We start from the raw sequence: 25566 nt of genomic DNA, 5'->3' as shown, positions 1-25566 counted from the left end.
ATGAACCGTCGATGGCGACGGCGGGCCTGCATGCCCTTGGAAAAATTTGGAAATGCTACGGGCGTCATGCCACGATGCCGTCCCGTGCCGCCTGTTGCGAATGGCCGGCATCGGACGAGGAAAGGTCACCCTCCGCATGCCCCCCGCTGCCGAACCCGCCGCAACTCGCGCCGCAACTCCCTCTGGCGAACCCGGCGCCGCTCCTCCTTTCGCGGACTGGAACGACGCCGTCGCCCGGGCCGTCGCGGCGCTCGGCACGCCGGGCTTTCCGGCGGCGATGGAAGCGGCGCTGCAACGGCTGGTGAGCCACCAGATGATGAACGGCTTCCATTACGCCCCCGACGGCCGCGCCTTCGACCTGCACAACGACCGGCTTGGCGCCGACCGCCGGATCATCGTCGACCAGTATCTGGCCGGCACCTATGTGCTCGACCCCTTCTACGACGCCAGCCGCCGGCCCGACGGGCCGTCCTTCATCGTCATGCGCCAACTGGCGCCCGACGACTTCGAACAGTCGGAGTATTTCCGCCTCCATTACGCGGCGACCCGGATCGTGGATGAGGTCGGCTTCCGCCTGACGCTGGACGCCGGCCATGTCGGCATCCTGTCCCTGTGCCGCATCGGAGACGCGCTGCAATTCTCCCCCGGCGAGTTGGCGAGGCTTGAGGCTGCGGCCGGCCTTGTCCGTGCTCTGGGGGAGCGGCACTGGCGTGGCCTGCCGACCGCCGCGGCCGATGGCGCGAAAGCCGGCGCGCCGCGGCGGATCGAGCACCCGGCGCTCACCAACCGGGAGCTGGAGGTGGTCACGCTGATCCTGAAGGGCCATTCCACCCAGTCCATCGCCGCGGTGCTGTCGCTTTCCCCCGACACGGTGAAGGTCCATCGCCGCCGGATCTATGCAAAGCTGCGGATCTCCAGCCAGGGCGAACTCTTCCGCACCTTCCTGACCGATCCGCTGATCTCCGCCGGCCCGCGCTGACCGCCGGCCGGCGGAGTCCCGTTCAGGAGACGGATTCCACGAAGTGGATCTCCGGCGGCGCCTTGCGGAACAGTGCGGTCAGATAAGCGAGATAGAGCACGCCCAGCGCCAGCCAGGCCAGACCCAGCAGCTTGGCGTTGCCGTCCAGATTGGCGAGAAGATAGAGATCGCACAGCGCGGCGGCCGCCGGGATCACCAGCCCGACCAGCGCCCCCACCGACCGCACCTGCGGCTCCCGCCGGAGATAGAGCGCGATGACCGACAGGTTGACCGCGGTGAAGGCCAGGAAGGCGCCGAAATTGATGAAGGAGGTGGAGGTCGTCACGTCCATCCACAGCGCGGCCAGCCCGACGAAGCCGACCAGCACCAGATTGAACACCGGCGTCCGCCAGCGCGGGTGAAGCCGCCCGAACAGCCCCGACGGCAGCACGCCGTCGCGCCCCATGGCGAACAGCAGCCGGCCGACGCTGGCCTGCGCCGCAAGGCCGGAACTGAATTGGGCGACCACCAGGGTGGCGAGGAAGATGGTGACGAACAGGTCGCCGCCGATGGTCTTGGCGATCTCGAAGGCGGCGGCGTCCACGGAGGCGAACTCGGTGCCGGGGTGGGCCAGCTGCGTCACATAGGCGGCAAGTACGAAGATCGCGCCGCCGGCAAGCGCCACGATCATGATCGCCCGCGGCATGGTGCGCCGGGCGTCGCGGACCTCCTCCGTCATGGTGGAGATGGCGTCGAAGCCCAGGAACGAATAGGCCGCGATCGCCGCACCGGCGACCGAGGCGCCGAAGGGCACGTCCGCCCGGAAGAAGGGCGTGACCGACGCCAGCCCGCCCGGCCCGCTCGCCGCCATGACGAAGCGCGCCGCCAGCAGCATGAAGGCGACCAGCACGGCCAGCTGGACCACCATCAGCACCAGATTGACGCGGGCGGCGAAATGCACGCCGGCCAGATTCACCATGGTGGTGAAGCCGATGAAGCCCAGGATCCAGACCCAGACCGGAACATCGGGGAATGCCGACGACAGATAGGCGCCGCCGATCAGCCAGATCACCATGGGAAGGAAGAAGTAATCGAGCAGAACCGCCCAGCCGACCAGGAACCCGATGCTGGGGCTCAGGGACTTGCGGGCATAGGTGTAAGCCGAACCCGCCACCGGATAGACCCTGGCCATCACGCCATAGCTGATCGCCGTCAGCAGGATCGCCCCGGCAGCCAGCACATAGGCCATCGCCGTCGTGCCCTCGCTGGCGGTCGCCAGGGCGCCGAAGGTGCCCAGCACGATCATCGGCGTCATATAGGCCAGCCCGAACAGCACGACCGCCGACAGGCCCAGCCTGCGGTGCAGAGTCACGTCATCCCTCATTTCCACCTCCTGAAACACTCCTGTTCCGGTGACGTCTTCCGGGGTCGCGCATCTGACGGAAGGTCCGTGACATCACCATTTGTCTTGCGGAGGGTGAGGCCCGGGGCGGCGGACGGACAATACCCCCAGGGTGTTACGGGGTCGGCAGGGGATTCTTTCGGCGAACGGACCTTGGCCGGTCCGCGGACACCCCCATCTGGAAGTCCACCGCCCGAAACCGGAGGATCGTGATGCGCAGCACCCTGACCCTGTCGGCCGCCATTCCCGTTGCCGCTCTTCTTGCCACGGGACTTTTCGCCGCCGCCCCTGCCCTGGCACAGTCGCAGGCGGTGAAGACCGTGGCTACCAGCGCCGGGCCGGTGGCGATCAGCCGCTTCGCCGACGGGCTGGAGCGGCCCTGGGGCATCGATTTCCTCCCCGACGGCCGGGCGCTGGTGACGGAGAAGCCCGGACGGCTGCGGATCATGGCGCGCGACGGCTCGCTGTCCGCGCCGCTGGCCGGGACGCCGAAGGTCTTCAATCAAGGCCAGGGCGGGCTGATGGACGTGGCGGCCGATCCGGATTTCGCCCGCAACCGCACCGTTTACCTCGCCTATGCCGAGCCGGGTGAGAACGGCACCGCCGGGACGGCGCTGGGGCGCGGCACGCTGGGCGAGCGGGGGATCGAGGATTTCCAGGTCATCTTCCGCCAGTCGCCCAAGATGGACGGCGGCAACCATTTCGGCACCCGCATCGCCTTCGCCCCCGACGGCCACATCTTCCTGACGCTGGGCGAGCGGTTCAAATTCGACCCGGCGCAGAAGCGCGACAACACGCTGGGCAAGGTGGTCCGGCTGAACCGCGACGGCTCGCTGCCGAAGGACAATCCCTTCGCCGGCGAGGGCAAGACGGCCGGCGCCATCTGGTCCTACGGCCACCGCAACATCGAGGCGGCGGCCATCGACCCGCGCACCGGCTCGCTTTGGATCGGCGAGATGGGGCCGCTGGGCGGCGACGAGCTGAACCGGCCGGAAGCCGGCAGGAACTATGGCTGGCCGGTGGTCAGCTGGGGCAAGCATTACGACGGCCGCGACATCCCCGACCCGCCGACCCGCAAGGAGTTCGCCGACGCCGCGGTCCACTGGACGCCGGTGATCTCGCCCTCCGGCATGGTCTTCTACACCGGCGGGCTGTTCCGCGACTGGCAGGGCAGCGCGCTGCTCGGCGGCCTCAGCGCCAAGGGGCTGGTGCGCGTGGCCATCGACGGCACCAGCGCGAGGGAGGTGGAGCGCATTCCGCTCGACGCGCGTATCCGCGATGTGGCACAGGGACCGGACGACGCCCTCTATGTCATCACCGATGCCGCCGACGGCGCGGTCCTGAGGTTGGCGCCGGCGAAGTGACCGCCTGAAGTTGGGCCGAAAGATGGGGCAGATGAGGATCAGAGACTACCGGCCGTCGGACGCCCCGGTTCTGGCGGAGATCTATGCCCGCTCCGTCCGCGGCATCGGTTCGCGATTCTATGGCCCGGAGCAGGTGGAGGCCTGGGCGGCGCAGGCGCCGACGGTAGAGCGGGTGCGCGAGGCCTATGGCGACGGCCGCGTGGCCCTGGTCGCGGTGGACGGGGCCGACCGGCCGGTGGCCTTCAGCGACGTAGAGTCAGACGGCCACATCAACTTCCTCTATTGCGCGCCTGAAGCCGCCGGCCGCGGCGTGATGTCGGCGCTGGTCGACAGGCTGGAGGCGCGCGCCCGCGCCCTTGGCCACCCGCGCCTGCATGTGGAGGCGAGCGAGGCCGCCCGCCCCTTCTTCCTGCGCCGCGGCTTCGCGTTGCTGGAGCGCCGCGAGCTGCGGATCGGCGACGTGCCGATCCACAACTATGCGATGGAGAAGTGGCTGACGCCGCAATAGGCGGCGCTTCGGCTCGGCATCAGCCCGGCATCAGCACCAGGGCGCCACTGGTGCCCCGCCCTTCCAGCGCGCGATGGGCCTCGGCGGCGGCGTCCAGCGGCAGGCAGGTCACCGGGCCGGCGCTCAGGCCCTTGGCGACGCGGGACAGCACCTCTTCGGCGGCGGCGCGGTAGGCGGCGAGGTCGGACATGTAGCCGAACACGCTGGGCCGGGCGAGGCAGAGCGAACGGCGCGGGCCCAGTTCGGACAGCTCGATGGGAGAGACCGGGCCGCCGGCCTGACCGACGCTGGCCACCGTGCCGAACAGCCGCACCGCGTCGAAGGTCCGGCGCAGCGTGTCGCCGCCGATGCCGTCCACCGCGACGTCGGCGCCGCGTCCGCCGGTCAGGTCGCGCACCGCGGCGACGAAATCCTCCTCTTGATAAAGAATGGCGTGGTCGAGCCCATGGGCGCGGGCGGTCTCCGCCTTGGCGGCGCTGCCGACGGTGCCGATGACGGTGGCGCCCAGGCTCTTCGCCCATTGGGTCAGCAGCAGGCCCAACCCACCGGCAGCGGCATGCACCAGGATCGTGCTGCCGGGACCCACCGGACAGACGCGGTTGAGCAGCATGTGCACGGTGATCCCGCGCAGCATCAGCGAGGCGGCGGTCACCGTCTCGACGCCGTCGGGCAGGCGCACGGCGCGGTCGGCGGCCAGCAGGCGCGCCTCGGCATAGCCGCCGGCCGGCAGACCGGCCCAGGCGACGCGGTCGCCGACGGCGAGCCCCTCGACGCCCGGCCCGACCGCCTCCACCACGCCCGCGCCCTCGACACCAAGCGTGGCGGGATATGAGGGCAGCGGGTACAGGCCGGTGCGGTGATAGATGTCGACGAAATTGACGCCGGCGGCCTCATGGCGCAGGCGGATTTCCCCGGCGCCCGGAGCCGGCAGGTCGAGCAGGGCGGACTTCAGCACCTCGACGCCGCCCGGCGCGGTCATCTGAATGGAGCGGATCATATCGGCTGTCTCCGTCGATCGTTGCGATGGAGCGGAGGTTAATCTGTGGTGCTGCGCGCAGGAATTCGGCATGATCGCGCATTGCCTGGGTGTTTTTGCGCAGAGTAGGTGGCTGATGAACTGGGATGACCTGCGCGTCTTCCTGGCGCTGGCGGACAGCGGCAGCCTGTCGGCGACGGCGCGGAGGTTGGGGGTGGACCATTCCACCGTCGCCCGCCGGGTGGCGGCGCTGGAGGCCGATCTGGGCGTGCGCCTGTTCGACCGGCTGCCGCGCGGCTACGCCCCGACGGCGGAGGGGGAGGAGTTCGCGGCGCTGGCCCGCCGGGTGGAGGATGGGGTGCTGGCGGTTGAACGCCATGCCCGCGGCCAGCCGGGCGAGCCGGCCGGCACGGTGCGCCTGTCGGCTCCGCCGGCCTTCGCCAGCCATTTCCTCGCCCCGCGGCTGGCCGGGCTGCGGCGGACCTTGCCGAAGCTGGTGGTGGAGCTGGTGGGCGATGCCCGCGCGGTCAGCCTGACCCGGCGGGAGGCCGATGTCGCCCTGCGCCTGCAGCGGCCGGAGGACGAAGGGTTGGTGGCCCGCCGCGTCGGCGCCATGGGCTACGGGCTCTACGCCACGCCGGGCTATCTCGACGGCCGGGACGAGGCCGGTTGGGAATTCATCGGCTATGACGAGAGCCTGGACCATGTGCCGCAACAGCGCTGGCTGCGGCAGATCGCCGGCCGCCGCCCCTTTGTCTTCCGCGCCAATGACCTGATGAGCCTGCGCGGTGCGGCCTCGGCCGGCGCCGGCATCGCGGCGATTCCGCATTTCCTCGGCCGGTCCGATCCCTCGCTGGTCGCGGTGATGCCGGACCCCGCTCCCCCGCCGCCGCAGCCGCGCGAACTGTGGCTTCTGGTGCATGGCGACCTCAGGCGGTCGGCACGGGTGCGGGCGGTGATGGATGCGCTGGTGTCGATCATCGCCGACGGCCGGCCGCTGCTGGAGGATTGAGGGTACCGCTGCCGGCGATGGCAAAAATTTCGCGCGAACCGTGGGCATGGCAAAAATCCTTGGAACAGAATCGCAAGTCGTCCCGTTGATTCGGAAGCAACTGAGAGTTCTGCTCTTGCAACCTGCTAATCCGAATAGGGAGGCGTAGCATGCCCATTCTTCTCTGGCTTCTGGGTGTTCCGGGAATCATCGTGATCCTTCTTTGGATGACAGGCATCATCGGCTTCTAAGTCGCCCGGCTTGGCCTCCATCCGCCCAGCTTTGACGATCCCGACACACCAAGGCCTCCGCCGGCACCGCCGCGGAGGCCTTTGGTTTTTGGGCTCCGCGCCATCACCGGACAACTTCTTCGGACTGGCGGTCGCCGCCGCGATCAGCCTGTTCGGGCTCGGCTCCGGCGCAGCACTCGCCACCATGGTCGGCGTTCTGGTCGAAGTGCCGGTGATGCTGTCGGTGGTGCGCATCGTCGAAGCAACCAAGCCGTGGTACGAAGGACGAGAGGGAGCGCGATTTCCATCAGTGCGTCGGGCTTTGCTGCAGATGATGGGACCATTTTCAAGAATTAAACGTATGTAGTTAAACTACATTCTGTTTCTTCAGAGGATTACCTAGAAATCTGCGGAACAGGGGCGCGCTCATGAGGAGGCCGCCCCTGCATCCGCTTCCATCAACCTGATCCAGATCAATTCTAACGGCAAGTGGTAGGACCACTCTTGCGCGGAAGATAGGCGAGATGTAGGTTTCCTACATACCGCATGGAACCGCGAGATTCGGGGGTTCCGGGCCGGGAAACCGGCCGCATGGCGACACCCGACGGGAGAGGCCCGATCATGGCTACGACTGTCAAATCCCTTTCCGACCTGAACGCCCTGATCGCCCGTGTGAAGGCGGCGCAGGCGCGCTTCGCCGATTACCCGCAGGAGAAGGTCGACCTGATCTTCCGCAGCGCCGCTCTGGCCGCGGCGAACGCCCGCATCCCGCTCGCCAAGATGGCGGTGGCGGAGACCGGCATGGGCGTGATGGAAGACAAAGTCATCAAGAACCACTTCGCCGCCGAATACATCTACAACAAGTACAAGGACGACAAGACCTGCGGCGTCCTCTCCGAAGACCATGACGCCGGCATCCTCACCATCGCCGAGCCGGTCGGCCTGATCTGCGGCATCGTCCCCACCACCAACCCGACCTCCACCGCCATCTTCAAGGCGCTGATCGCGCTGAAGACCCGCAACGGCCTGGTGCTCTCCCCCCATCCCCGCGCCCGCAAATCGACCTGCGAGGCCGCCCGCCTGGTGCTCGCCGCCGCGGTCGAGGCCGGCGCCCCCGACGACATCATCGGCTGGATCGACGAGCCCTCGCTCGAGCTCTCCAACGCCGTCATGCACCATCCCGACATCAACCTGATCCTCGCCACCGGCGGGCCGGGCATGGTCAAGGCCGCCTACTCCTCGGGCAAGCCCGCCATCGGCGTCGGCGCCGGCAACACGCCCGCCGTCATCGACGAGTTCGCCGACATCAAGCGCGCCGTGGCCTCCATCCTGATGTCCAAGACCTTCGACAACGGCGTGGTCTGCGCGTCCGAACAGTCGGCGGTGGTGGTCGATGCCGTCTATGACGCGGTGCGCGACCGCTTCGCCCATCACGGCGGCTACATCCTCTCAGGCATCGAGGCCGACGCCGTGCGCAAGGTGCTGCTGACCGACGGTCATCTCAACGCCGACATCGTCGGCCAGCCCGCCCACGCCATCGCCGCCATGGCCGGCCTGAATGTCCCGCACGCCACCAAGGTGCTGATCGCCGAGGTCACCGACATCGACGACAGCGAACCCTTCGCCCACGAGAAGCTCTCGCCCACCCTGGCGCTCTACCGCGCCAAGGATTTCGTGGAGGCCTGCGATAAGGCCGCCGCGCTGGTGGCGCTGGGCGGCATCGGCCACACCTCCGCCCTCTACACCGACCAGGACCAACAGGCCGACCGCATCCGCCATTTCGGCGACAAGATGAAAACCGCCCGCATCCTGATCAACACGCCGTCCTCGCATGGCGGCATCGGCGACCTCTACAACTTCCGCCTCGCACCGTCGCTGACGCTGGGCTGCGGGTCGTGGGGCGGCAACTCGATCTCCGAGAATGTCGGGCCGCAGCATCTGATCAACAAGAAGACGGTGGCGAAGAGGGCGGAGAACATGCTGTGGCACAAGCTGCCCAAGTCGATCTACTTCCGCCGCGGCTGCCTGCCCTTCGCGCTTGAGGAACTGCGCGGCAAGAAGCGCTGCCTGATCGTCACCGACCGCTTCCTGTTCGAGAACGGCCATGTCAACGACAGCGTCCGCGTGCTGAAGTCGCTGGGCCTTGAGGTGGAAACCTTCTTCGAGGTCAGCGCCGACCCGACCTTGGCGGTGGTGCGCAAGGGCGTGGCTCTGGCGAATGCCTTCCAGCCCGACGTGATCCTGGCGCTGGGCGGCGGCTCGCCGATGGACGCGGCCAAGATCATCTGGGTGATGTATGAGGCGCCCGAAGTGGCGTTCGAGGATCTCGCCCTGCGCTTCATGGACATCCGCAAGCGCATCTACACCTTCCCCAAGCTGGGGGTGAAGGCGCAGCTGGTGGCGGTGCCGACCACGTCCGGCACCGGATCGGAGGTGACTCCCTTCGCGGTGGTGACCGACGAGCGCACCGGCACCAAATACCCGATCGCCGACTATGAGCTGACGCCGACGCTGGCGATCGTCGACGCCAATCTGGTGATGGACATGCCCAAGGGCCTGACCGCGGCCGGCGGCATCGACGCAGTGACCCATGCACTGGAGGCCTATGTCTCGGTGGTGGCGAACGAGTATAGCGACGGTCAGGCCTTGCAGGCGCTGAAGCTGCTGAAGGAGAATCTGCCCTCGGCCTACCGCAACGGGGCGCAGGACCCGAAGGCGCGGGAGCTGGTGCACAACGCGGCGACGCTGGCCGGCATCGCCTTCGCCAACGCCTTCCTCGGCGTCTGCCATTCGATGGCGCACAAGCTGGGGGCCGAGTTCCACCTTCCGCACGGCATCGCCAACGCGCTGCTGATCGCCAACGTGATCCGCTACAACGCGGCGGACATCCCGACCAAGCAGACGGCGTTCAGCCAGTATGACCGTCCCAAGGGCGTGGCGCGCTATGCGCAGATCGCCCGGCATCTGGAGTTGGGCGGCAGCCGCGACCATGAGCGGGTGGAGAAGCTGATCGGCTGGGTCGAGGAGATGAAGCGGGCGCTGGAGATCCCGGCCTCGATCCAGGCGGCGGGGGTGCCGGAGGCGGCGTTCCTGGCGCGGGTCGACGCGATTGCCGAAGCCGCCTTCGACGACCAGTGCACCGGCGCCAACCCGCGCTACCCGCTGGTCGCCGAGATCAGGCAGCTGCTGATCGACAGCTATTATGGCCGCGCCTATGTCGAGGCGTCCGCCCAGGACGCGGCGCCGGTCGAGGTCAAGCCTGCCACGAAATCAGCCGCCCGCAAGGACACGGTGCCGGTCAAGTAAATACCCCTCCATGCCAGGACAGAGATCATGAGCAAAGCGATCATGTGGGCCGAAACCGATGCCCGCGGCTTCGAAACCGAATGCCTGTTCAATGAGGACAACCGCAGCTACGAGGTGCTGGTCTGCGCCAAGGGCTTGGGTCTCGACCGCGCGGAGAGTTTCCCAGTGGTCGAGGACCCCGGCCTGGGCATGAGCCCGGCCGACCTGCAGCGGTCGATCCGCACGGCCGACCGGCTGGTGTCGGAGATGGACCGGTCGCTGGGCGACTATTGAGCGATACGGTCTCCGTCAAAGGGCCGCCCGCAGCAATCCGCCGCTGCGGGCGGCCTTTGCGTGTTCAATGCTTCACATTCCGCAGGATCAGGGCCAGCGGCACGGCCGAGGCGGAAATCAGCATCAGCGCGAAGAACACGTCGATGTAGGACCAGTAGGCGGTCTGCATCTGCACCTGCTGCCCGATATAGGCGATGGCCCGTTCCCGCGCCGCCGCCTGCCCGCCGGCGGTGGAGAAATAGGTCGTCGCCTGCTCCAGAGTGTGCTGATAGGCCGGGTTGGAGGGCACGATGCTTTCAACCAGCCGGCTGTGGTGGAACTGCTCGCGCATGGCCAGCACATTCTGGGCGATGGACACGCCGATGGAGCCGCCGACATTGCGCGCGACGTTGATGAGGGCGGAGGCCTGATCGGTCTTGTCGCGCGGGATGCCGTCGTAGGAGGCCGTGGTGATCGGAATGAAGATCAGCGGCAGGCCGATGCCGATATAGATGCGCGACCACGCGAAGAACCAGAAGGTCGAGTCCGGGTTCAGCCGCGTCAGGTCCCACATCGCCAGCGCGACGATGGTGGCGCCGGTGGCGATCAGGTATTTCGGCTGGACGCGCCCGGACAGCCGGCCGACGACGATCATCATCACCATCGTCACCATGCCGCCCGGCGACAGGGCGAGACCGGCCCAGGTGGCGGTGAAGCCGTAATAGGCCTGCAGCAGCTCCGGCAGGAACTGGGTCGTCGCGATCAGGATGGCGCCGGTCGCCAGCATCACCAGGAAGCAGGAGCCGAACTGCCGCGTCGCCACCATCCGCAGGTCGAGCATCGGGTTCTCCCGCGTCATCTCCCACGGGATCATCAGGCAGAAGGCGGCGACGCAGATGATGGTGAAGGTGACGATGAAGCCGGAGGCGAACCAGTCGTCGGTCTGGCCGCGGTCGAGGACCACCTCCAGCGAGCCGAGGAAGGTCGCCACCAGAAGGAAGCCGACCACATCCATCCGGATGCCCTGCCGCTTCATCCGCTGACGCTCCTCGATGGCGGATTTCGGCTCCTGCACCAGAAAGCTGACCAGCGCGAAGGCGAACAGACCGACCGGCCCGTTGATCAGGAAGCACCAGTGCCAGGACAGATTGTCGGACAGCCAGCCGCCCAGCGTCGGCCCGACCACCGGCGCCACCACCACGGCAATGCCGAAGATGGCGAAGGCCTGCCCGCGCTTGGCCGGCGGGAAACTGTCGGCCAGGATCGATTGCGAGATCGGCACCATGCCGCCGCCGGCGAAGCCCTGGAGCACCCGGAACAGCAGCAGCGATTCCAGATTCCAGGCGAAGCCGCAGGCGATCGAACTGGCGGTGAACAGCCCCAGGCAGGTCAGGTAGAAGCGCTTGCGGCCGTATCGCTTGGCGATGAAGCTGCTGGCCGTCAGCACGATGGCGTTCGCCACCAGATAGGATGTGACGACCCACGACGCCTCGTCGGCGCTGACCGCCAGCGTGCCGGAGATGTAGCGCAGGGCGACGTTGGCGATGGTGGTGTCCAGCACCTCCATGAAGGTGGCGATGGAGACCACCACGGCGATCAGCCAGGGATTGCGTCCGCCGGCGGCACTCTGCGACGCATCGAAGCCGCCGGCACCGGCGCCTTCCGCCGCGGCGCTCATCGCACCGTCACCCGCGGCACCACCGACATGCCGGGGCCGATGGAGACGCCGTCCGGCCATTGGTCGACGACGATCTTCACGGGGATGCGCTGCACCACCTTCACATAATTGCCGGTAGCGTTCTGGGCCGGCAGCAGGGAGAAGGCGGTGCCGGAGCCGGGCTGCACGCTGTCGACATGGCCGGTGACCTTTTGGTCGGGATAGGCGTCGATGCGGATGTCCACCGGCTGGCCGGGGCGCATGTCGGTGATCTGGGTTTCCTTGAAATTGGCGGTGACCCAGATGTCGTCGGGCACGAAGATGGCGAGGCTCTGGCCGGCCTGGGCGAACTGGCCGACCGCCCCGCTCAGCTGCACCACCCGGCCCGGCTGCGCCGCGGTGACGGTGGTGTAGGACAGGTTCAGCTTCGCCTGGTCCAACTGCGCCTTGGCGCGCACCAGATCGGCTTCGGCGCTGCTGCGCTGGGCCTGGAGCGCGCCGACCTGCCGTTCGGCGGCGATCACCGCGGCGTTGGCGCTGGTCAGCTTGGCCTGCTGTTCCTGCAGGTTGGCGGTCGACTGCTGCGCCTGCTGCACCGTCCCGGCGCCGCGGGACTGCAGGTCGCGATAGCGCGCCGCATCCTCCTTGGCGAAGCCGACCGCCGCCTCCGCCTGCGAAACCTCCGCCCTGGCCTGATCGATCTGGGCGCGCTGGGCGGCGATCTGCGCGTCATAGCCGGTGATCGCGGCCTGGGCGGAGGCGATCTGCGCCTGCGCCTGCTCCAGCGCGGTCTGGTAGTCGCGCGGGTCGATGCGGAACAGCAGGTCGCCGGTCTTCACATGCTGGTTGTCACCGACCGCCACCTCCGTCACATAGCCGGAAACCTTGGGCGCGATGGGGAACTGGCGGGTGTCGATGAAGGCGTCGTCGGTCGATTCATAGGGATGGATGTTGCGCTGCCAGTAGATATAGCCGGCGACCGCCAGCAGGGCGATCACCACCAGCCCGACGATGATCGCCAGCGGATGGCGCCGGATGAATCCGGGCTTCTTGCCATTGCCGCCGTCATCGGCGGCCGGCTGCCTGCGTTCGCTGCGGCCGGCATCCTGATCCGCAAGTGTGACGACGTCCCTCTGCTGCTGGTCATCCGGCATGGTGTGACGCTCCTGACCGAAATGCCGGGCAATCGGTTGGGGCCCGGTCGTTGTCGCGCGGGAGCGGCGCGGCTCCCCAGCGCGAAACACCGCATCCCCCCATTACGTTGCACCGCAGCGGCAGAAAGCCGACCGAAGCGTCCGCAGAACAGCCATGCCCCCGGTGGGGCTTTGATCCGGCAAACACGCAGCACAGCGAGGCCGGCATGGTGCAGAGCGACAATTGGGTCGGGGCCTTAAATTCATTGTGGAAACATAGGGACGCCAGTCTCTGTGTTTATCAGAGAGGTCTGATGACGAGTTGTAAGTAACTCTCAGAGAACGGCGCCATCCTCTTGGCTATCTCAGCGCTATTTTATAGCCATACTGCCATGGTCGTTCATCGCCATCGCTCGCGCCATCTGTTCACAACACATGCGACATTTTGGCACCGGCGCAATTCCGCCCCAGTTCCCGTTTTGCCACCCTCGCTTGATATATTAGTATAATTCCTCGACGGCTTCGGAAGCGGCCGCTCCGGGCAGCCGGCCCAAGGGGAGAGCCGCCCGCACCGCCATCGGACGGCGGCACCGCGAATCAAGAACCGAGGAATCGACCATGAAGTCCATCGTCAAGCTCCTGGCCTCCACCGCCGTGGCGATCGTCGCCACCCTTGCGGTCGCGAACGCCCAGCAGGTCACGCTGCGTTCGGCCGAAATCCACCCCGACGGCTATCCGACGGTCGAGGCGGTGAAGTACATGGGAGAGCTGATCGCCAAGGAGACCAACGGCCGCATCGCCATCAAGATCTTCCCCTCGGGCCAGCTGGGCGACGAGAAGGACACCATCCAGCAGACGCAGTTCGGCGTCATCGACATGAACCGCATCAGCATGGCGCCGCTGAACAACGTGGTGCCGGAAACCCGGATCGCCGGGCTGCCCTTCCTGTTCCGCTCGGTCGATCACATGCACAAGGTGATGGACGGCCCGATCGGCGACGAGATCCTGAAGGCCTTCGAAGCGCACGGCATGGTCGGCCTGGCCTTCTACGACTCCGGTGCACGCAGCTTCTACAACAGCAAGCGCCCGATCAAGACGCTGGCCGACCTGAAGGGTCTGAAGCTGCGCGTCCAGCAGTCCGACCTGTTCATCGATCTGGTCAAGGCGATGGGCGGCAACCCGACCCCGATGCCCTACGGCGAGGTCTACAGCGGCCTGCAGACCGGCGTCGTCGATGGCGCGGAGAACAACTGGCCGAGCTATCAGAGCAGCCACCACTATGAGGTCGCGAAATACATGTCGCTGACCGAACACACCATCACGCCGGAAGCGCTGGTGATGTCCAAGCGCAGCTTCGACAAGCTGTCCAAGGACGATCAACAGGTCGTCCGCAAGGCGGCCAAGGCCTCGGTCATCAAGATGCGCGAGCTGTGGCAGGCCAAGGAGAAGGAATCGGAAGAGATCGTCCGCAAGGCCGGCGTCGAGGTCACGACCGTCGACAAGGCCGAATTCCAGAAGGCGGTCGAACCGGTCTATGCCAAGCATGTCGCCGATCCGAAGATGAAGGACCTCGTCGCCCGCATCCGCGCCGTCCAGTAACGCCTGACCCGCCGCGCCGGACCGGTTCCGGCGCGGCAATTTTCGTGCGGAGACCACCATGAAAACCGCGCTCCACGCCCTTTCCAGACTTCTCGACGTCCTGGCCGGCATCGCCCTGTGGGTCGGCGGCACGGGGCTGGTCCTGATGACCGCCGCCGTCGGCTGGCAGGTCTGGGGCCGCTTCATCCTGAACGACAGCCCGTCCTGGACCGAGCCGCTGTCGCTGCTGCTGATGCTCTGGTTCATCCTGCTGGTCGCCGCCGTGGGGGTTCGCGAGCGCTTCCACCTCGGGCTCGACCTGATCCGCGACATCGTGCCGGAGATCGTCCGCGTCGGCATGGACATCGCCAGCTTCGCCGTCGTCGGCTGCTTCGGCGCCGCCATGGCCTGGTATGGATCGGAACTGGTGATCGGCACCTGGGGGGCGACCATCCCGGTGCTGGACCTGCCGGAAGGCTTTAACTACCTGCCGGTGATGCTGTCGGGCGGGCTGATCGTCCTGTTCTCGATTGAGCGCACGCTGCACCTGCTGGTCGAGCGCCGGTCCCAGGCCGGGGCCGAGGCGCTGGCCCAGGCGCATGCCCAGCCTCATTCGCAGGCTGCCGAGCCGGTCTGCGCCCTGGAACAGCCGGCCGACTAAGGCCGCCGGTCGTCTGAACGCAATCGGGCGGGCGGTCCCGCTCGTACAAGGAATTCGGCCATGGAACTCACCGTCCTCTTCGGCACCTTCGTGGTGCTGCTGTTCCTGGGCGTGCCGATCGCCTTCGTGCTCGGCATCTCGTCGCTGGCGACCATCGTCTATATGGGCATGCCGCCGCTGATCGTCTTCCAGCGCATGGCGTCGGGCATGAACGTGTTCGCCCTGATGGCCATCCCCTTCTTCATCTATGCCGGCGAGCTGATGGTGCGCGGCGCCATCGCCGAAAAGCTGGTGCGGCTGGCGGCGGCCATGGTCGGCCATTTCCGCGGCGGGCTGGGGCTGGTCAACGTCACCGCCTCCACCTTCTTCGGCGGCGTGTCCGGTTCGGCGGTGGCCGACGCCTCGGCGGTCGGCGGGCTGATGATCCCGCAGATGCAGAAGCGCGGCTATGATGTGGACTATGCGGTCAACATCACCGTCACCTCGGCGATCATCGCGCTGATGATCCCGCCCAGCCACAACATGATCATCTACTCGATCTCGGCCGGCGGTTCGATCTCCATCGCCGACCTGTTCACCGCCGGCATCCTGCCGGGCCTGCTGCTCGCTGCCATGCTGATGATCGCCGCCTATTACGTGGCGCGCAAACGCAACTACCCGGCGGAGACCTTCCCCGGCTGGGCCGCGGTACGCAACATCTTCATCAACGCGGTGCCGGGCCTTGCCCTGATCGGCATCATCGTCGGCGGCGTGCGGTCGGGCATCTTCACCGCCACCGAAAGCTCGATGATCGCGGTCGGCTACGCCCTGCTGGTGACGCTGGTGATCTACCGCAGCATGAGCTGGTCGGACTTCGTCGCCGCCACCATGGGCGCGGTGCGCACAACGGCGATGGTGCTGCTGGTCATCGGCGCCGCCGCCTCCTTCGGCTGGCTGCTGGCCCTGCTGCAGGTGCCGACCGCCATGGTCAACCTGATGCAGGGGATCAGCGACAATCCCTATGTCATCTTCCTGCTGATCAACGTCGTGCTGATGGTTCTGGGCTGCTTCATGGACATGTCGCCGCTGATCATCATCACCACGCCGATCTTCCTGCCGGTCATCACCGCCTTCGGCATGGACCCGGTGCATTTCGGCGTCGTGCTGGTGCTGAACCTCGGCATCGGCCTCTGCACGCCGCCGGTGGGATCGGTGCTGTTCGTCGGCTGCGCGGTGGGGCGCATCCCGATCATGCAGGCGGTGCGGACGATCTGGCCCTTCTACGTCGCCTGCGTCGTCGCCCTGGCGCTTGTCACCTACATCCCCTCGATCTCGCTGTTCCTGCCGCGTATGTTCGCGCAGTGAAATTTCCGGAAACCGCTTTCCACCCTTCTTTTCCCGACTGCCGGTTCCTGGATACCGGTCCCCGACACCAGTTCGGGGAGAAATCCAGGCAAGGAGACAAGATCATGCCGAACAAGATCTCCGCAGCCCTGGCCGGGGCACTGGTCCTGCTGCCGGCGACCGCCGCCCTGGCCGATACCGGTCACGGTCATTTCGCCTATTCGACGGACGGCGGCGCCCAGATCGCCGTCGGGCTGCTGCTGGCGGCGCTGTTCGCCACGCTGATCGCCGAGACCTTCCACAAGACGCTGGCGGCCGGCGCCGTCGTCGCCGTGATGCTGATGGTCTCGGCGGCGACCCCGCTGCACATCATGGATTTCGACACGGCGGTGCGCGCGGTCGACTGGAACGTCATCTTCCTGCTGGGCAGCATGATGGCGATCGTGTCGGTGCTGATCGGCACGCGGGTCTTCGACTGGCTGAACGCCCGCATGGTGACCTGGGCACGCGGCCGGTCGAAGCTGCTGGCGAACACGGTCATCGTGGCGACGGCGGTGCTGTCGGCCTTCGCCGACAATGTCACCACCGTGCTGTTCATGGCGCCGGTGGTGTCGAAGGCGGCGCGCAGCCTGCGGGTGTCGGTGTGGGCGCTGGCGATGCCGATGGTGATGGCCGCCAACATCGGCGGTACGGCGACGCTGATCGGCGACCCGCCCAACGTCATCGTCGGGGTGGCGGCCGGCCTGCCCTTCATGGACTTCATCTATTTCCTGGCCGTGCCGGTGATCTTCATGATCGTCGCGCTCTGCGCCTTCAGCGCCTTCTGGTACCGCAGGGATCTGGCCGGCGCCCATGCCGAGTCCGACGGAGATGCCGAAACGGTGGAACTGCAGGACCCGAAGGTGCTGTCCTGGACCCTGGGCGTGGTCGGGCTGACCTTCCTCGGCTTCTTCACCCACAGCATCACCCATCTGCCGGTCGGCGTCGTCGCCTTCGCCGGCGCGGTGCTGACCATGGCCGGACGGCACATCATCCTGCGCGGCCCACTGGGGCCCAAGAAGGCGGAGCATCTGTTCACCCACGGCTTCGAACATGGGATCGAGTGGCTGACGCTGGGCTTCTTCATCTTCCTGTTCATGGCCATCAGCTCGGCCGAGCATACCGGCCTGATCGCCGCCGCCGCGGCCAAGCTGCAGGATCTGGTGCAGGCGGTCTCCGTCGGCTTCGGCATGGGGCTGCAGGCGAAGCTGCTGACCGCGGCCCTGCTGATCCTGGTGTTCAGCGCGGTGGTGTCGGCGGTGGTCGACAACATCCCCTACACCATCGCCGCCGCCGCCATCGTCCGGGTGCTGGCCGCCTCCTTCGCCACGGAGTTCACGGCGGCCGGGCTGGGCGGCACGGACCTGCAGACGACCACCAACGTGCTGTGGTGGTCTCTGGCGCTCGGCGCCTGCCTGGGCGGCAACGGCACCCTGATCGGCGCCAGCGCCAACGTCACCACCATCGGGCTGCTGGAAAAGGACGGCCACCACATGCCCTTCGTCTCGTTCCTGCGCTTCGGCCTGCCGGTCACCGCCATGACAGTCGGCATCGCGGCGCTGTACCTCACCAGCTATGTCTATGGCGGGGCGGTACAAACCAACGTGGTGGGAGCGATGGCGCTGCTGGCGATGGGCGTCGCCGCCGTCCTGCGCGGCATGAGCCGGCGGACGCCCAAGACCGCGGACGAGACGGCGGATGGTGCGCTGTCGCCGCCGGCGGGGGAATAGCGCGTAGCCTGCAAGGATGGATGGACAGGAGCCGGCCGGATCCCACGGGGGTCCGGCCGGCTTTCTTCGTTCCGTCATAGGACGACGCGGCAGCAAATAATTCCCAACCGGCAAATCCAAATCTGCCCCCATACGTAGAAAGAAGGCAGCACCAAGATTCGCTTTGCGGAGCCCCAGCCCATGACATTTCTGACGGAGACCGGCGCCGGCGGCACCGCGCGGGAGGTCGCTCCCGGCACCATCCCGCGCGGCGCGGTCCCCATCGACGACGAGGCGGCAAGGCTGGAGGCGCTGCGGCGCACGGGATTGCTGGACAGCGATCCGGAACCGGCCTTCGACGATCTGGTCTGCTGGGCCTGCGACCATTTCCGCGTGCCCATCGCGCTGGTGTCGCTGCTGGATGCGGACCGCCAATGGTTCAAGGCGCGCCGCGGCCTGGAGGTGCAGGAGACCCCGCGCGACGTCGCCTTCTGCCGCTTCACCATCCGCCAGAGCCTGCCGATGGTGGTGGAGGATGCCGCCCTCGACCCGCGTTTCCAGAACAATCCGCTGGTGTTGGGCGAGCCGCACATCCGCTTCTATGCCGGCGCGCCGATCATCAACCGGGACGGGCTGGCGCTCGGCTCCGTCTGCCTGATCGACACGGTGCCGCGCAGCTTCGGCATGGTGGACCGCATGGTGCTGGCCCAGCTGACGGTGACGGCACTGGCGGCGATCGAGCGACGCCAGAACGAAAGACAGGAAGATTGAGGACGGCAGGTTGTCTTTATGCTGCGTTGCACCATTCTCACTGGCTCATTGACGGATTTGACGGCAGGATCGGTGCCGGAATTGATTGAAGACGATATTGCCCGGACCAGAATGACCCTCCCCATGACACCCGCTTCGGCCCTGCCGCCGATCCCGGCCCGCGAGGACGACCGCCTTGCGGCGTTGCAGCGGTACGAACTGCTCGACACCCCGGCGGAACCGGCCTTCGACCAGATCACCCGGCTGGCGGCAAAGCTGCTGAAGGTGCCGGTCGCGCTGATCTCGCTGGTGGACCGCGACCGGCAGTGGTTCAAGTCGCGGATCGGGCTGCCGGTGCAGGAGACCCCGCGCGACCATGCCTTCTGCGCCCATGCGCTGGAGTCCGACTCGCTGTTGGTGGTCACCGACGCCCGGCAGGACGAGCGGTTCGCCGGCAACCCGCTGGTCACCGGCGACCCCAACATCCGCTTCTATGCCGGGGCGCCGTTGCGGACGGCCGACGGGCTGGCGCTGGGCACCATCTGCGTCATCGATGACCAGCCGCGCGCCGCCCTGACTCCGGAGGAGGAGGAGGCGCTGCGCGACCTGTCGGCGATGACGATGGCGCATATCGAGGCACGGCGCGCGGTGGGCTATCTGCATCCCGTCACCGCGCTGTCGAACCGCTTCCGCTTCCTGGCCGATGTTGATGCCTTGCCGGCCGATGCCACGATGGCCGAACCGGCGGATTTCCGGGAAACGGCGGTGGTGATCGACACCGCGGCGTCCCAGCAATATGCCGAACTGACCCGCGTGCTGGGGCAGGTCTGCGCCGATGCGTTCGAGGTCGATTGCGCCCGCCGCATCGCCGCCAGCCTGCCGGAGCGGACGCGGCTCTACCATGTGTCGCCGGCCCGCTTCACCTGCATCCTGGCGGGCCATGACGCGGCGGACGGCGAGCTTGCCTCCACGCTCCACCGCATCAGCACGGCCATCCGCAGCCCTTTCCAGTATCAGGGCGTGCCGATCGCCACCTCCTCCGGCATCGGCTTCGTCCACCGGTCGGACAGCCCGCCGGGCGGCGTCGAGTTGCTGCGCGCGGCCACCAGCGCCGCCCACCAGTCGCTGGAGGAGCAGAAGCCCTGGTGCGCCTATGACGAGGAGCAGGACCGTGCCGCCCATCGCGCCTTCCTGCTGCTGCGCAGCCTGACCGAGGCGATGGGCGCGCAGGACCAGTTGCACATCGCCTATCAGCCCAAGGTCGATCTGCGCACCGACCGCTGCATCGGGGCGGAAGCGCTGCTGCGCTGGACCCATCCGGCACTGGGGCCGATCTCGCCGGCCGAATTCGTGCCGCTGGCCGAACGCACGGCGCTGGTGCGCCCGCTGACCGAATGGGTGATCGCGGCGGTGCTGGGGCAGGTCTCGCACTGGCGCCGGCGCGGCATCGCCCTGCCGGTGTCGATCAACATCTCGATGCTGGATCTCGGCACCGGCGATTTCGCCGACCGGGTGGCGGCGATGCTGGACCGCCATGGCGTGCGGGCGGACTGGATCGATTTCGAGGTGACGGAAAGCGCCCTGATGACCGACCGGGCGGAGGTCGACCGCCAGCTCCACCGGCTGCGCAATCTGGGCATCGCCGTCGAGATCGACGATTTCGGCACGGGGCAGAGCGCCCTGTCCTATCTGAAGGACATACCGGCGACGGCGGTGAAGATCGACCAGCGCTTCATCCGCTCCATCGCCGCGGAGCGCAGCGACCAGATCATGGTCCGCTCCACCATCGAGCTTGCCCACGACCTGGGCTATCTCGTCGTCGCCGAGGGGGTGGAGACGGCGGAGGCCTACGACTGGCTGCGCCTGCACGGCTGCGATTTCGGCCAGGGCTATCTGATTTCCCGGCCGCTGGCGCCTGCGGCGTTCGAGGACTGGCTGGCGGCGGGCGCCTTCCGGCCCGCCGCCATGTCCGCCTGACCTATTTCGCCGCGACGCAGGCAGCGATGGAGGCCCGTTCGATCTCCGCATAGAGGTCGAACGGGTTCAGCACCGGGGCGCCGAGGTCAGATTCGAAGCGCTGCTGGTTCGGGCTGGCGGTGAAGTCCTGCTTCGCCTCGTCGCCCAGGTTGGACTGGAAGATTCCGGCGGCACTGACCGGCAGGAAATCCTCGTAGACCACCGGATCGAAACGGACGAGGCCGGTTTCGATCAGCGTTTCCAGATCGGCGCCCGGAGCCGGCGGGTTGCTGCGCCCCGCCTCGGTCAGCGAATAGGCGAAGTAGCCGAGCCCCTGGCGGCGGATCTCGTCCCAGCTGTCGGGGAAGGGGGCGAAGACCTCCTGCAGGGCCGCCATATACTGCGCGGCGTTGGAGCCGTCGGCGGCCGGGGCGACGAGACGGCGGGAGTCCTGCAGCAGCGTGTCGTACAGCGCCCGCCCCTTCGGCGTCAGGGCGATACCGCGCTGTTCGATCTCGCCGAAGCGGGCGGTGTGGACACCCGAACGCCAGCCGTCTCCATCACCGTCGCGGAAATCGACCGGCTCGCTCAGCGCCTTGAAGGAGGTCTGGCGCAGCAGGATCGGGCAGCGGCGGGTCGGCGGGCCTTCCACCACCGCCTTGGGCGCGATGCCCTTTTCCGGCATCAGGCGCTGGACCGCGTCGATATCCAGCGTGCGCGGCGTCAGGTGGTTGATGTGCGGTCCCTTGAAGGACACCACGTCGGCGATCAGCCGGTGGGCGTCGTGCAGGCGGTTGTAGAGGTCCAGCGGCACGTTGGCCCGGCTGTGCCAGCGGAAGGTCTCCAGCGCATCGGCGACGAAGCGGTCGGCATCCTCCTCGTCAAGCCCGCCCTCGGCCTCGGCCTTTTCGATCAGAGCGAGGCAGCCGGGAGTGAAGATGCTGCGGCCGGCCAGCACCTGTTCCGCCTCCCGCCGCAGATCGGCGTCGGCGATCAGGTCGAGGCGCAGCAGCGAGGTGAAGACGCGGAAGGGGTTGCGGCTCAGCGCCTCCCCGTCCACCGGGCGGAAGGCGGTGGAATGGACGGGGACGCCGGCCTCCGACAGGTCGTAATAGCCGACCGGGTACATGCCCATCACCGCGAACAGCCGGCGCATGGTCGAAAGCTCTTCCGCGGTGCCGAGGCGGATGGCGCCGTGGCGCTCCTCCGTGATGCGGGCAAGGCCGCCGGCGGACTCCAGCCGGTGGCGTTCGGTCGGGTCGGCGGCCAGCACCGCCGCGTTCACCTCCTCCACCAGTTCGACGAGCGTCTGATAGGCCGGAACCTCGGTCCGATACATCTCCGACATGGCGGTAGAGAACAGGGTGCGGATCGCATCTGCACTGGTGATCGTCTGGACGCTCATTCCAAATCTCGCTCGCGTTGGCTTGCCGGACCCGTGCGGTCCCCTCCAAACCTCTGCTATAGCAACGATCTGCCGCGCTGGATTGCGATTGTTTTTCCCGACTTCATGACCAAAGCTCATGATCCGGCAGAATTGCGGCAGTCGGCCGTCTCCGCCAGGATCCAGTCGCGGAAGGCGGCGAGCGGCGGATAGCCGGCCCGTTCCGCCGGCCAGACGAGGTAATAGGCGAATTCGCTCTCCATCGGCAGGTCGAGCGCCGGCACCAGCTGTCCCGACCGCAATTCCTCCTCGATCAGGAACAGCGGCAGCAAGGCGACGCCCAGCCCGGCGCCGGCCGCCTGGGACGCCGTGGCGAACTGGTCGAACAGCATGCCGTGCACACCGTCGGCGGGGGTGCCGTGCAGGGTCAGCCAGCGTTCCCACGCGTCGGGGCGGCTGGTCAGATGCAGCAGCGGGGCGAGCCGCAGGTCTGCCGGCTGCCGGAAGTCGAAGCGGTCGCGCAAGCCCCGGCTGCAGGCGGGGATGACGGTCTCGCGGCGCAGCAGCGCCATCTCCCCGCCCGGCCAGTCCGGCCGACCGAAATGGATCGCCGCATCCACCGGGTCCAGCCGGAAGTCGAAGGGCGCCATCCGCGTCACCAGATTGATGGTGATGCCGGGATTGTCGGCCAGGAAGTTCGGCAGCCGCGGCGCCAGCCAGCGCGTGCCGAAGGTCGGCAGGATGGCGATGCTGAGCGTGCCGCCGAACGGGTTGGCGCGCAGGTTCAGCGAGGCGGTGCTGATCTTGCGCAGCGCGTCGCGGACCTCGCGCACGTAATACTCGCCGCCGGCGGTCAGGCGGATGGTCTGCCGTTCGCGGTGGAACAGCTCGACCTCCAGCAGTTCCTCCAGCGCCTTGATCTGGCGGCTGACCGCGCTCTGGGTCAGGGACAGCTCCCTGGCCGCGGCGGTGATGCTGCCGGTGCGCGCCGCCGCCTCGAAGGCCGAGAGCAGGGCAAGGGAGGGAAGGAAGCGGCGCGGGCTCTGCATCTCAGCCTCGGGGCATCTCATTCCCGTGCGGAATGACCGGTTGAACAAACATCACTTGGCCGAAGGAGGTAGAGAAGTCAATCATCCCAGCTGTCCGGGGGCTGCGGCGGCCCATTCCGCCCATGGATGCGGTGGGGACGGTGTTTCCCGCCGGGAATGACGGGCGTACAAAAGCAAAAGCAACTCGCATACAGAGGATCACAGGGGATGCAGAACGATCCGCGGTCGCACGGGCTTTGGGAACGCACCGCACCGGCGGCACCGCCGACCACGGCGCTGGCCGGCAGCGTCCGGGCCGACGTGGTGATCGTCGGTGCCGGCTACACCGGCCTGTCGGCCGCGCTGCATCTGGCCGAAAGCGGCGTCGACGCCGTGGTGGTGGAGGCGGTGGAGATCGGCTTCGGCGGTGCCGGTCGCAATGTCGGGCTGGTCAATGCCGGCATGTGGGTGATGCCGGACCAGCTGGTCAGCACCCTGGGCCCGGTCTATGGCGAGCGGTTGATCGAGCTGCTGGGCAATGCGCCCCGTTATGTCTTCGACCTCATCACCAGACACGGCATCGCCTGCGAGGACGAGCGCGCCGGCACGCTCCATTGCGGCGTCGGACCGGCGGGCCTGCGCGAACTGGAACAGCGGGCGGCGATCTGGCAGAAGCGTGGCGCCCCCGTCCGCCTGCTGGATGCGAAGGAAACGGCGGCGAAGGTCGGCACCGGGGCCTACACCGGCTCTCTGCTGGATCTGCGCGCCGGCACCATCCAGCCGCTGGCCTATGCGCGCGGGCTGGCGACGGCGGCGATCGCCGCGGGTGCGCGCATCTTCACCGGCAGCCCCGTCCACTCGGCGAACCAAACCGGGGACAAATGGGAGGTGAAGACGCAGACCGGGTCGGTCACCGCCGACTGGGTTCTGGTCGCCACCGACGCCTACAGCACCGGCCCCTGGGCGCAACTGCGCACCGAGCAGGTCCACCTGCCCTATTTCAACCTGGCGACGGAGCCGCTGTCCGACGCCATGCAAAAGGCCATCCTGCCGGAACGCCAGGGGGTGTGGGACACCAAGTCGGTATTGAGTTCCTACCGCTTCGACCGGCAGGGCCGGCTGGTGTTCGGCAGCGTCGGCGCGTTGCGCGGGACCGGGACGGCGGTGCACCAGGCCTGGGCGCAGCGGTCGCTGGCGGCATTGTTCCCGCAGCTCGGACCCGTCCGGTTCGAGGCGGAATGGTACGGGCAGATCGGCATGACCAGCGACAACCTGCCCCGCTTCCACCGGCTGGACCGCAACGTCATCGCCTTCAGCGGCTACAACGGACGCGGCATCGCCCCCGGCACCGTGCTCGGCCGCTGCCTCGCCGAGCATGTCACCGGCAAGCTGCCGGAGGCGGAGATGCCGCTTCCCGGCACGCCCGTCGAGACGGTGTCGGGCCGGGCGATGCGGGAAGCCGTCTATGAGTATGGCGCGCAGGCGACCCATCTGGTCGGAGCGAGGCTGCCGGGGCGGATTTGAATGCCGGAAACCCGCCCCGGCATCGGGATCACAGCCCCCAGGCGCCGCTTTCCGCCGCGTCGACGACCTGGATGTTGTTCTCCACCGCCTTGACGCCGGGGACGCTTTCGGCCGCAACGCGGACGGCGTCGCGCTGGGATCCGCTGCTGGCGAAACCCCAGAGCTGGACCACCCCGTTGCGGACGACGATGGCGTCGTGCGAGCGCGAATCCCAGGATACCTCCCTGACGGCGGCGGCAACCCGCTCCCTCAGCGCGCGGTCGTCGGGCGCGGCGGCCGGGGTGTCCGGGGCGACGCTGGCCAGCGCGCGCAGCAGGTTGGCGCGGCTGACGATGCCGACCAGGGCGCCATGGCGCACCACCGGCACGCGCTTGATCCGCCGCGTCTCCATCAGGCGCACGACGTCCTCCGGCGTGGCGTTCTCGTCCACCGTGGTGACGTGGCTGGTCATCACGTCGGCGACCTTGCGGGCGTGCGACTTGATGAAGTCCTCCGCCGGAAGGGTGCCGCCCGACACCATGCCGAGCCACCAGGAGCGATGACGCTCCGTCCCCAGCTCCACCCGGCGCAGCAGGTCGCCTTCGCTGATGATCCCCACCACCTTGCCGGCCGCATCGACTACGGGCATGCCGCTGATGTTGTTTTCCAGCATCTTGCGGGCGGCATCGGCGATGGTCGCATCCGGGCCGATGGTGATGACGCGCGGCGTCATGAGATCGACTGCCTTCATGGTTTCTCTCCCCTTCGAAATCGTTGGCTATGATGTCGTTCGACAAGCACAGCCTAGGAGATCGACAGACCACGGCGATTGATCTGCAGCAATTCGCGAAGCGGCTT

Annotated in this window: 20 protein-coding genes and 1 pseudogene; 14 read left to right on the top strand and 7 right to left on the bottom strand. The window is 67.7% G+C overall.

Going from position 1 to position 25566, the window contains the following annotated elements:
- Positions 1-136: 136 nt before the first annotated feature.
- The gene (locus B9N97_RS06745) at positions 137-979 is read left to right on the top strand and encodes a helix-turn-helix transcriptional regulator (protein ID WP_085084560.1); all 843 of its coding nucleotides are present in this window, start codon (positions 137-139) and stop codon (positions 977-979) included.
- A gap of 22 nt (positions 980-1001) precedes the next feature.
- Here B9N97_RS06745 and B9N97_RS06740 read toward each other — a convergent pair whose 3' ends face one another.
- Positions 1002-2342, bottom strand: a complete 1341-nt coding sequence (locus B9N97_RS06740; RefSeq protein ID WP_085084558.1) for an APC family permease — start codon at positions 2340-2342, stop codon at positions 1002-1004.
- 230 nt (positions 2343-2572) lie between these two features.
- Here B9N97_RS06740 and B9N97_RS06735 point away from each other — a divergent pair, with 230 nt between their 5' ends.
- Both B9N97_RS06735 and B9N97_RS06730 read left to right on the top strand, forming a co-directional pair.
- Positions 2573-3724, top strand: a complete 1152-nt coding sequence (locus tag B9N97_RS06735; RefSeq protein WP_085084556.1) for a PQQ-dependent sugar dehydrogenase — start codon at positions 2573-2575, stop codon at positions 3722-3724.
- A gap of 31 nt (positions 3725-3755) precedes the next feature.
- Positions 3756-4232, top strand: a complete 477-nt coding sequence (locus B9N97_RS06730) for a GNAT family N-acetyltransferase (RefSeq protein ID WP_085084554.1) — start codon at positions 3756-3758, stop codon at positions 4230-4232.
- 19 nt (positions 4233-4251) lie between these two features.
- Here the strand turns inward: B9N97_RS06730 and B9N97_RS06725 are convergent, their stop codons facing one another.
- The gene (locus B9N97_RS06725; RefSeq protein ID WP_085084551.1) at positions 4252-5229 is read right to left on the bottom strand and encodes a quinone oxidoreductase family protein; all 978 of its coding nucleotides are present in this window, start codon (positions 5227-5229) and stop codon (positions 4252-4254) included.
- 115 nt (positions 5230-5344) lie between these two features.
- On the opposite strand from B9N97_RS06725, the gene B9N97_RS06720 reads away from it, so the two are divergent.
- The 4 genes and pseudogenes from B9N97_RS06720 to B9N97_RS06705 all read left to right on the top strand — a co-directional run bounded on the left by B9N97_RS06720 (position 5345) and on the right by B9N97_RS06705 (position 10008).
- Complete coding sequence (locus B9N97_RS06720; RefSeq protein ID WP_085084549.1) at positions 5345-6220, top strand: LysR family transcriptional regulator; 876 nt, start codon at positions 5345-5347, stop codon at positions 6218-6220.
- A gap of 339 nt (positions 6221-6559) precedes the next feature.
- Positions 6560-6796: pseudogene (locus B9N97_RS36090) on the top strand (arsenic resistance protein); the annotation flags it as partial.
- A 179-nt stretch (positions 6797-6975) separates the two neighbouring features.
- Positions 6976-9735, top strand: a complete 2760-nt coding sequence (gene adhE, locus B9N97_RS06710; protein WP_432264185.1) for a bifunctional acetaldehyde-CoA/alcohol dehydrogenase — start codon at positions 6976-6978, stop codon at positions 9733-9735.
- A gap of 27 nt (positions 9736-9762) precedes the next feature.
- Positions 9763-10008: a hypothetical protein gene (locus tag B9N97_RS06705; protein ID WP_085084545.1), complete on the top strand. Its 246-nt coding sequence runs from the start codon at positions 9763-9765 to the stop codon at positions 10006-10008.
- A 64-nt stretch (positions 10009-10072) separates the two neighbouring features.
- Here the strand turns inward: B9N97_RS06705 and B9N97_RS06700 are convergent, their stop codons facing one another.
- The gene (locus tag B9N97_RS06700; protein WP_085084543.1) at positions 10073-11665 is read right to left on the bottom strand and encodes a DHA2 family efflux MFS transporter permease subunit; all 1593 of its coding nucleotides are present in this window, start codon (positions 11663-11665) and stop codon (positions 10073-10075) included.
- Complete coding sequence (locus B9N97_RS06695) at positions 11662-12798, bottom strand: HlyD family secretion protein (RefSeq protein ID WP_085084541.1); 1137 nt, start codon at positions 12796-12798, stop codon at positions 11662-11664. Before B9N97_RS06695 ends, B9N97_RS06700 begins: the two co-directional genes overlap by 4 nt.
- A 597-nt stretch (positions 12799-13395) precedes the next feature.
- Here B9N97_RS06695 and B9N97_RS06690 point away from each other — a divergent pair.
- The 6 genes from B9N97_RS06690 (at position 13396) to B9N97_RS06665 (ending at position 20814) form a co-directional block, all read left to right on the top strand.
- A complete protein-coding gene (locus B9N97_RS06690; protein WP_085084539.1) occupies positions 13396-14376 on the top strand; it encodes a TRAP transporter substrate-binding protein in 981 nt (326 codons plus the stop codon).
- Between the two features lie 58 nt (positions 14377-14434).
- Positions 14435-15016 carry a TRAP transporter small permease gene (locus B9N97_RS06685; RefSeq protein WP_085084537.1) on the top strand — a complete coding sequence of 194 codons (582 nt, stop codon included), beginning with the start codon at positions 14435-14437 and terminating at the stop codon, positions 15014-15016.
- A gap of 60 nt (positions 15017-15076) precedes the next feature.
- Positions 15077-16360, top strand: a complete 1284-nt coding sequence (locus tag B9N97_RS06680) for a TRAP transporter large permease (RefSeq protein WP_085084535.1) — start codon at positions 15077-15079, stop codon at positions 16358-16360.
- 104 nt (positions 16361-16464) lie between these two features.
- The gene (locus B9N97_RS06675) at positions 16465-18108 is read left to right on the top strand and encodes an ArsB/NhaD family transporter (RefSeq protein WP_085084533.1); all 1644 of its coding nucleotides are present in this window, start codon (positions 16465-16467) and stop codon (positions 18106-18108) included.
- Positions 18109-18288: 180 nt separating this feature from the next.
- Positions 18289-18858, top strand: a complete 570-nt coding sequence (locus tag B9N97_RS06670; RefSeq protein WP_085084531.1) for a GAF domain-containing protein — start codon at positions 18289-18291, stop codon at positions 18856-18858.
- Positions 18859-18981: 123 nt separating this feature from the next.
- Positions 18982-20814: a sensor domain-containing phosphodiesterase gene (locus B9N97_RS06665; protein ID WP_244560579.1), complete on the top strand. Its 1833-nt coding sequence runs from the start codon at positions 18982-18984 to the stop codon at positions 20812-20814.
- 1 nt (position 20815) lies between these two features.
- On the opposite strand, the gene hglS is transcribed toward B9N97_RS06665, so the two are convergent.
- Together hglS and B9N97_RS06655 are read right to left on the bottom strand one after the other, a co-directional pair.
- A complete protein-coding gene (gene hglS / locus B9N97_RS06660; protein ID WP_085084527.1) occupies positions 20816-22198 on the bottom strand; it encodes a 2-oxoadipate dioxygenase/decarboxylase HglS in 1383 nt (460 codons plus the stop codon).
- 116 nt (positions 22199-22314) lie between these two features.
- Complete coding sequence (locus B9N97_RS06655) at positions 22315-23226, bottom strand: LysR family transcriptional regulator (RefSeq protein WP_085084525.1); 912 nt, start codon at positions 23224-23226, stop codon at positions 22315-22317.
- Between the two features lie 207 nt (positions 23227-23433).
- On the opposite strand from B9N97_RS06655, the gene B9N97_RS06650 reads away from it, so the two are divergent.
- Entirely contained in the window at positions 23434-24729 is a 1296-nt protein-coding gene (locus B9N97_RS06650) for an NAD(P)/FAD-dependent oxidoreductase (RefSeq protein ID WP_085084523.1), read from the top strand.
- Positions 24730-24757: 28 nt separating this feature from the next.
- On the opposite strand, the gene B9N97_RS06645 is transcribed toward B9N97_RS06650, so the two are convergent.
- Complete coding sequence (locus B9N97_RS06645) at positions 24758-25459, bottom strand: CBS domain-containing protein (RefSeq protein ID WP_085084521.1); 702 nt, start codon at positions 25457-25459, stop codon at positions 24758-24760.
- Between the last annotated feature and the right edge of the window lie 107 nt (positions 25460-25566).

The organism is Azospirillum oryzae, from assembly GCF_900177515.1.
Classification (GTDB): Bacteria; Pseudomonadota; Alphaproteobacteria; order Azospirillales; family Azospirillaceae; genus Azospirillum; species Azospirillum oryzae_A.
The sequence above is the reverse complement of the archived record's forward strand: the minus strand, read 5'-3'. Positions and strand labels throughout refer to the sequence as shown.

Excerpts from the sequence above, each read along its gene's own strand:
- hglS (WP_085084527.1), bottom strand. The coding sequence starts at position 22,198 with ATGAGCGTCCAGACGATCACCAGTGCAGATGCGATCCGCACCCTGTTC.
- B9N97_RS06730 (WP_085084554.1), top strand. The coding sequence starts at position 3,756 with ATGAGGATCAGAGACTACCGGCCGTCGGACGCCCCGGTTCTGGCGGAG.
- B9N97_RS06725 (WP_085084551.1), bottom strand. The coding sequence starts at position 5,229 with ATGATCCGCTCCATTCAGATGACCGCGCCGGGCGGCGTCGAGGTGCTG.
- B9N97_RS06650 (WP_085084523.1), top strand. The coding sequence starts at position 23,434 with ATGCAGAACGATCCGCGGTCGCACGGGCTTTGGGAACGCACCGCACCG.
- B9N97_RS06695 (WP_085084541.1), bottom strand. The coding sequence starts at position 12,798 with ATGCCGGATGACCAGCAGCAGAGGGACGTCGTCACACTTGCGGATCAG.
- B9N97_RS06685 (WP_085084537.1), top strand. The coding sequence starts at position 14,435 with ATGAAAACCGCGCTCCACGCCCTTTCCAGACTTCTCGACGTCCTGGCC.
- B9N97_RS06735 (WP_085084556.1), top strand. The coding sequence starts at position 2,573 with ATGCGCAGCACCCTGACCCTGTCGGCCGCCATTCCCGTTGCCGCTCTT.
- B9N97_RS06645 (WP_085084521.1), bottom strand. The coding sequence starts at position 25,459 with ATGAAGGCAGTCGATCTCATGACGCCGCGCGTCATCACCATCGGCCCG.
- B9N97_RS06680 (WP_085084535.1), top strand. The coding sequence starts at position 15,077 with ATGGAACTCACCGTCCTCTTCGGCACCTTCGTGGTGCTGCTGTTCCTG.
- B9N97_RS06675 (WP_085084533.1), top strand. The coding sequence starts at position 16,465 with ATGCCGAACAAGATCTCCGCAGCCCTGGCCGGGGCACTGGTCCTGCTG.
- B9N97_RS06700 (WP_085084543.1), bottom strand. The coding sequence starts at position 11,665 with ATGAGCGCCGCGGCGGAAGGCGCCGGTGCCGGCGGCTTCGATGCGTCG.
- B9N97_RS06745 (WP_085084560.1), top strand. The coding sequence starts at position 137 with ATGCCCCCCGCTGCCGAACCCGCCGCAACTCGCGCCGCAACTCCCTCT.
- B9N97_RS06705 (WP_085084545.1), top strand. The coding sequence starts at position 9,763 with ATGAGCAAAGCGATCATGTGGGCCGAAACCGATGCCCGCGGCTTCGAA.
- B9N97_RS06740 (WP_085084558.1), bottom strand. The coding sequence starts at position 2,342 with ATGAGGGATGACGTGACTCTGCACCGCAGGCTGGGCCTGTCGGCGGTC.
- B9N97_RS06655 (WP_085084525.1), bottom strand. The coding sequence starts at position 23,226 with ATGCAGAGCCCGCGCCGCTTCCTTCCCTCCCTTGCCCTGCTCTCGGCC.
- B9N97_RS06670 (WP_085084531.1), top strand. The coding sequence starts at position 18,289 with ATGACATTTCTGACGGAGACCGGCGCCGGCGGCACCGCGCGGGAGGTC.
- adhE (WP_432264185.1), top strand. The coding sequence starts at position 6,976 with ATGGAACCGCGAGATTCGGGGGTTCCGGGCCGGGAAACCGGCCGCATG.
- B9N97_RS06690 (WP_085084539.1), top strand. The coding sequence starts at position 13,396 with ATGAAGTCCATCGTCAAGCTCCTGGCCTCCACCGCCGTGGCGATCGTC.
- B9N97_RS06720 (WP_085084549.1), top strand. The coding sequence starts at position 5,345 with ATGAACTGGGATGACCTGCGCGTCTTCCTGGCGCTGGCGGACAGCGGC.
- B9N97_RS06665 (WP_244560579.1), top strand. The coding sequence starts at position 18,982 with ATGACACCCGCTTCGGCCCTGCCGCCGATCCCGGCCCGCGAGGACGAC.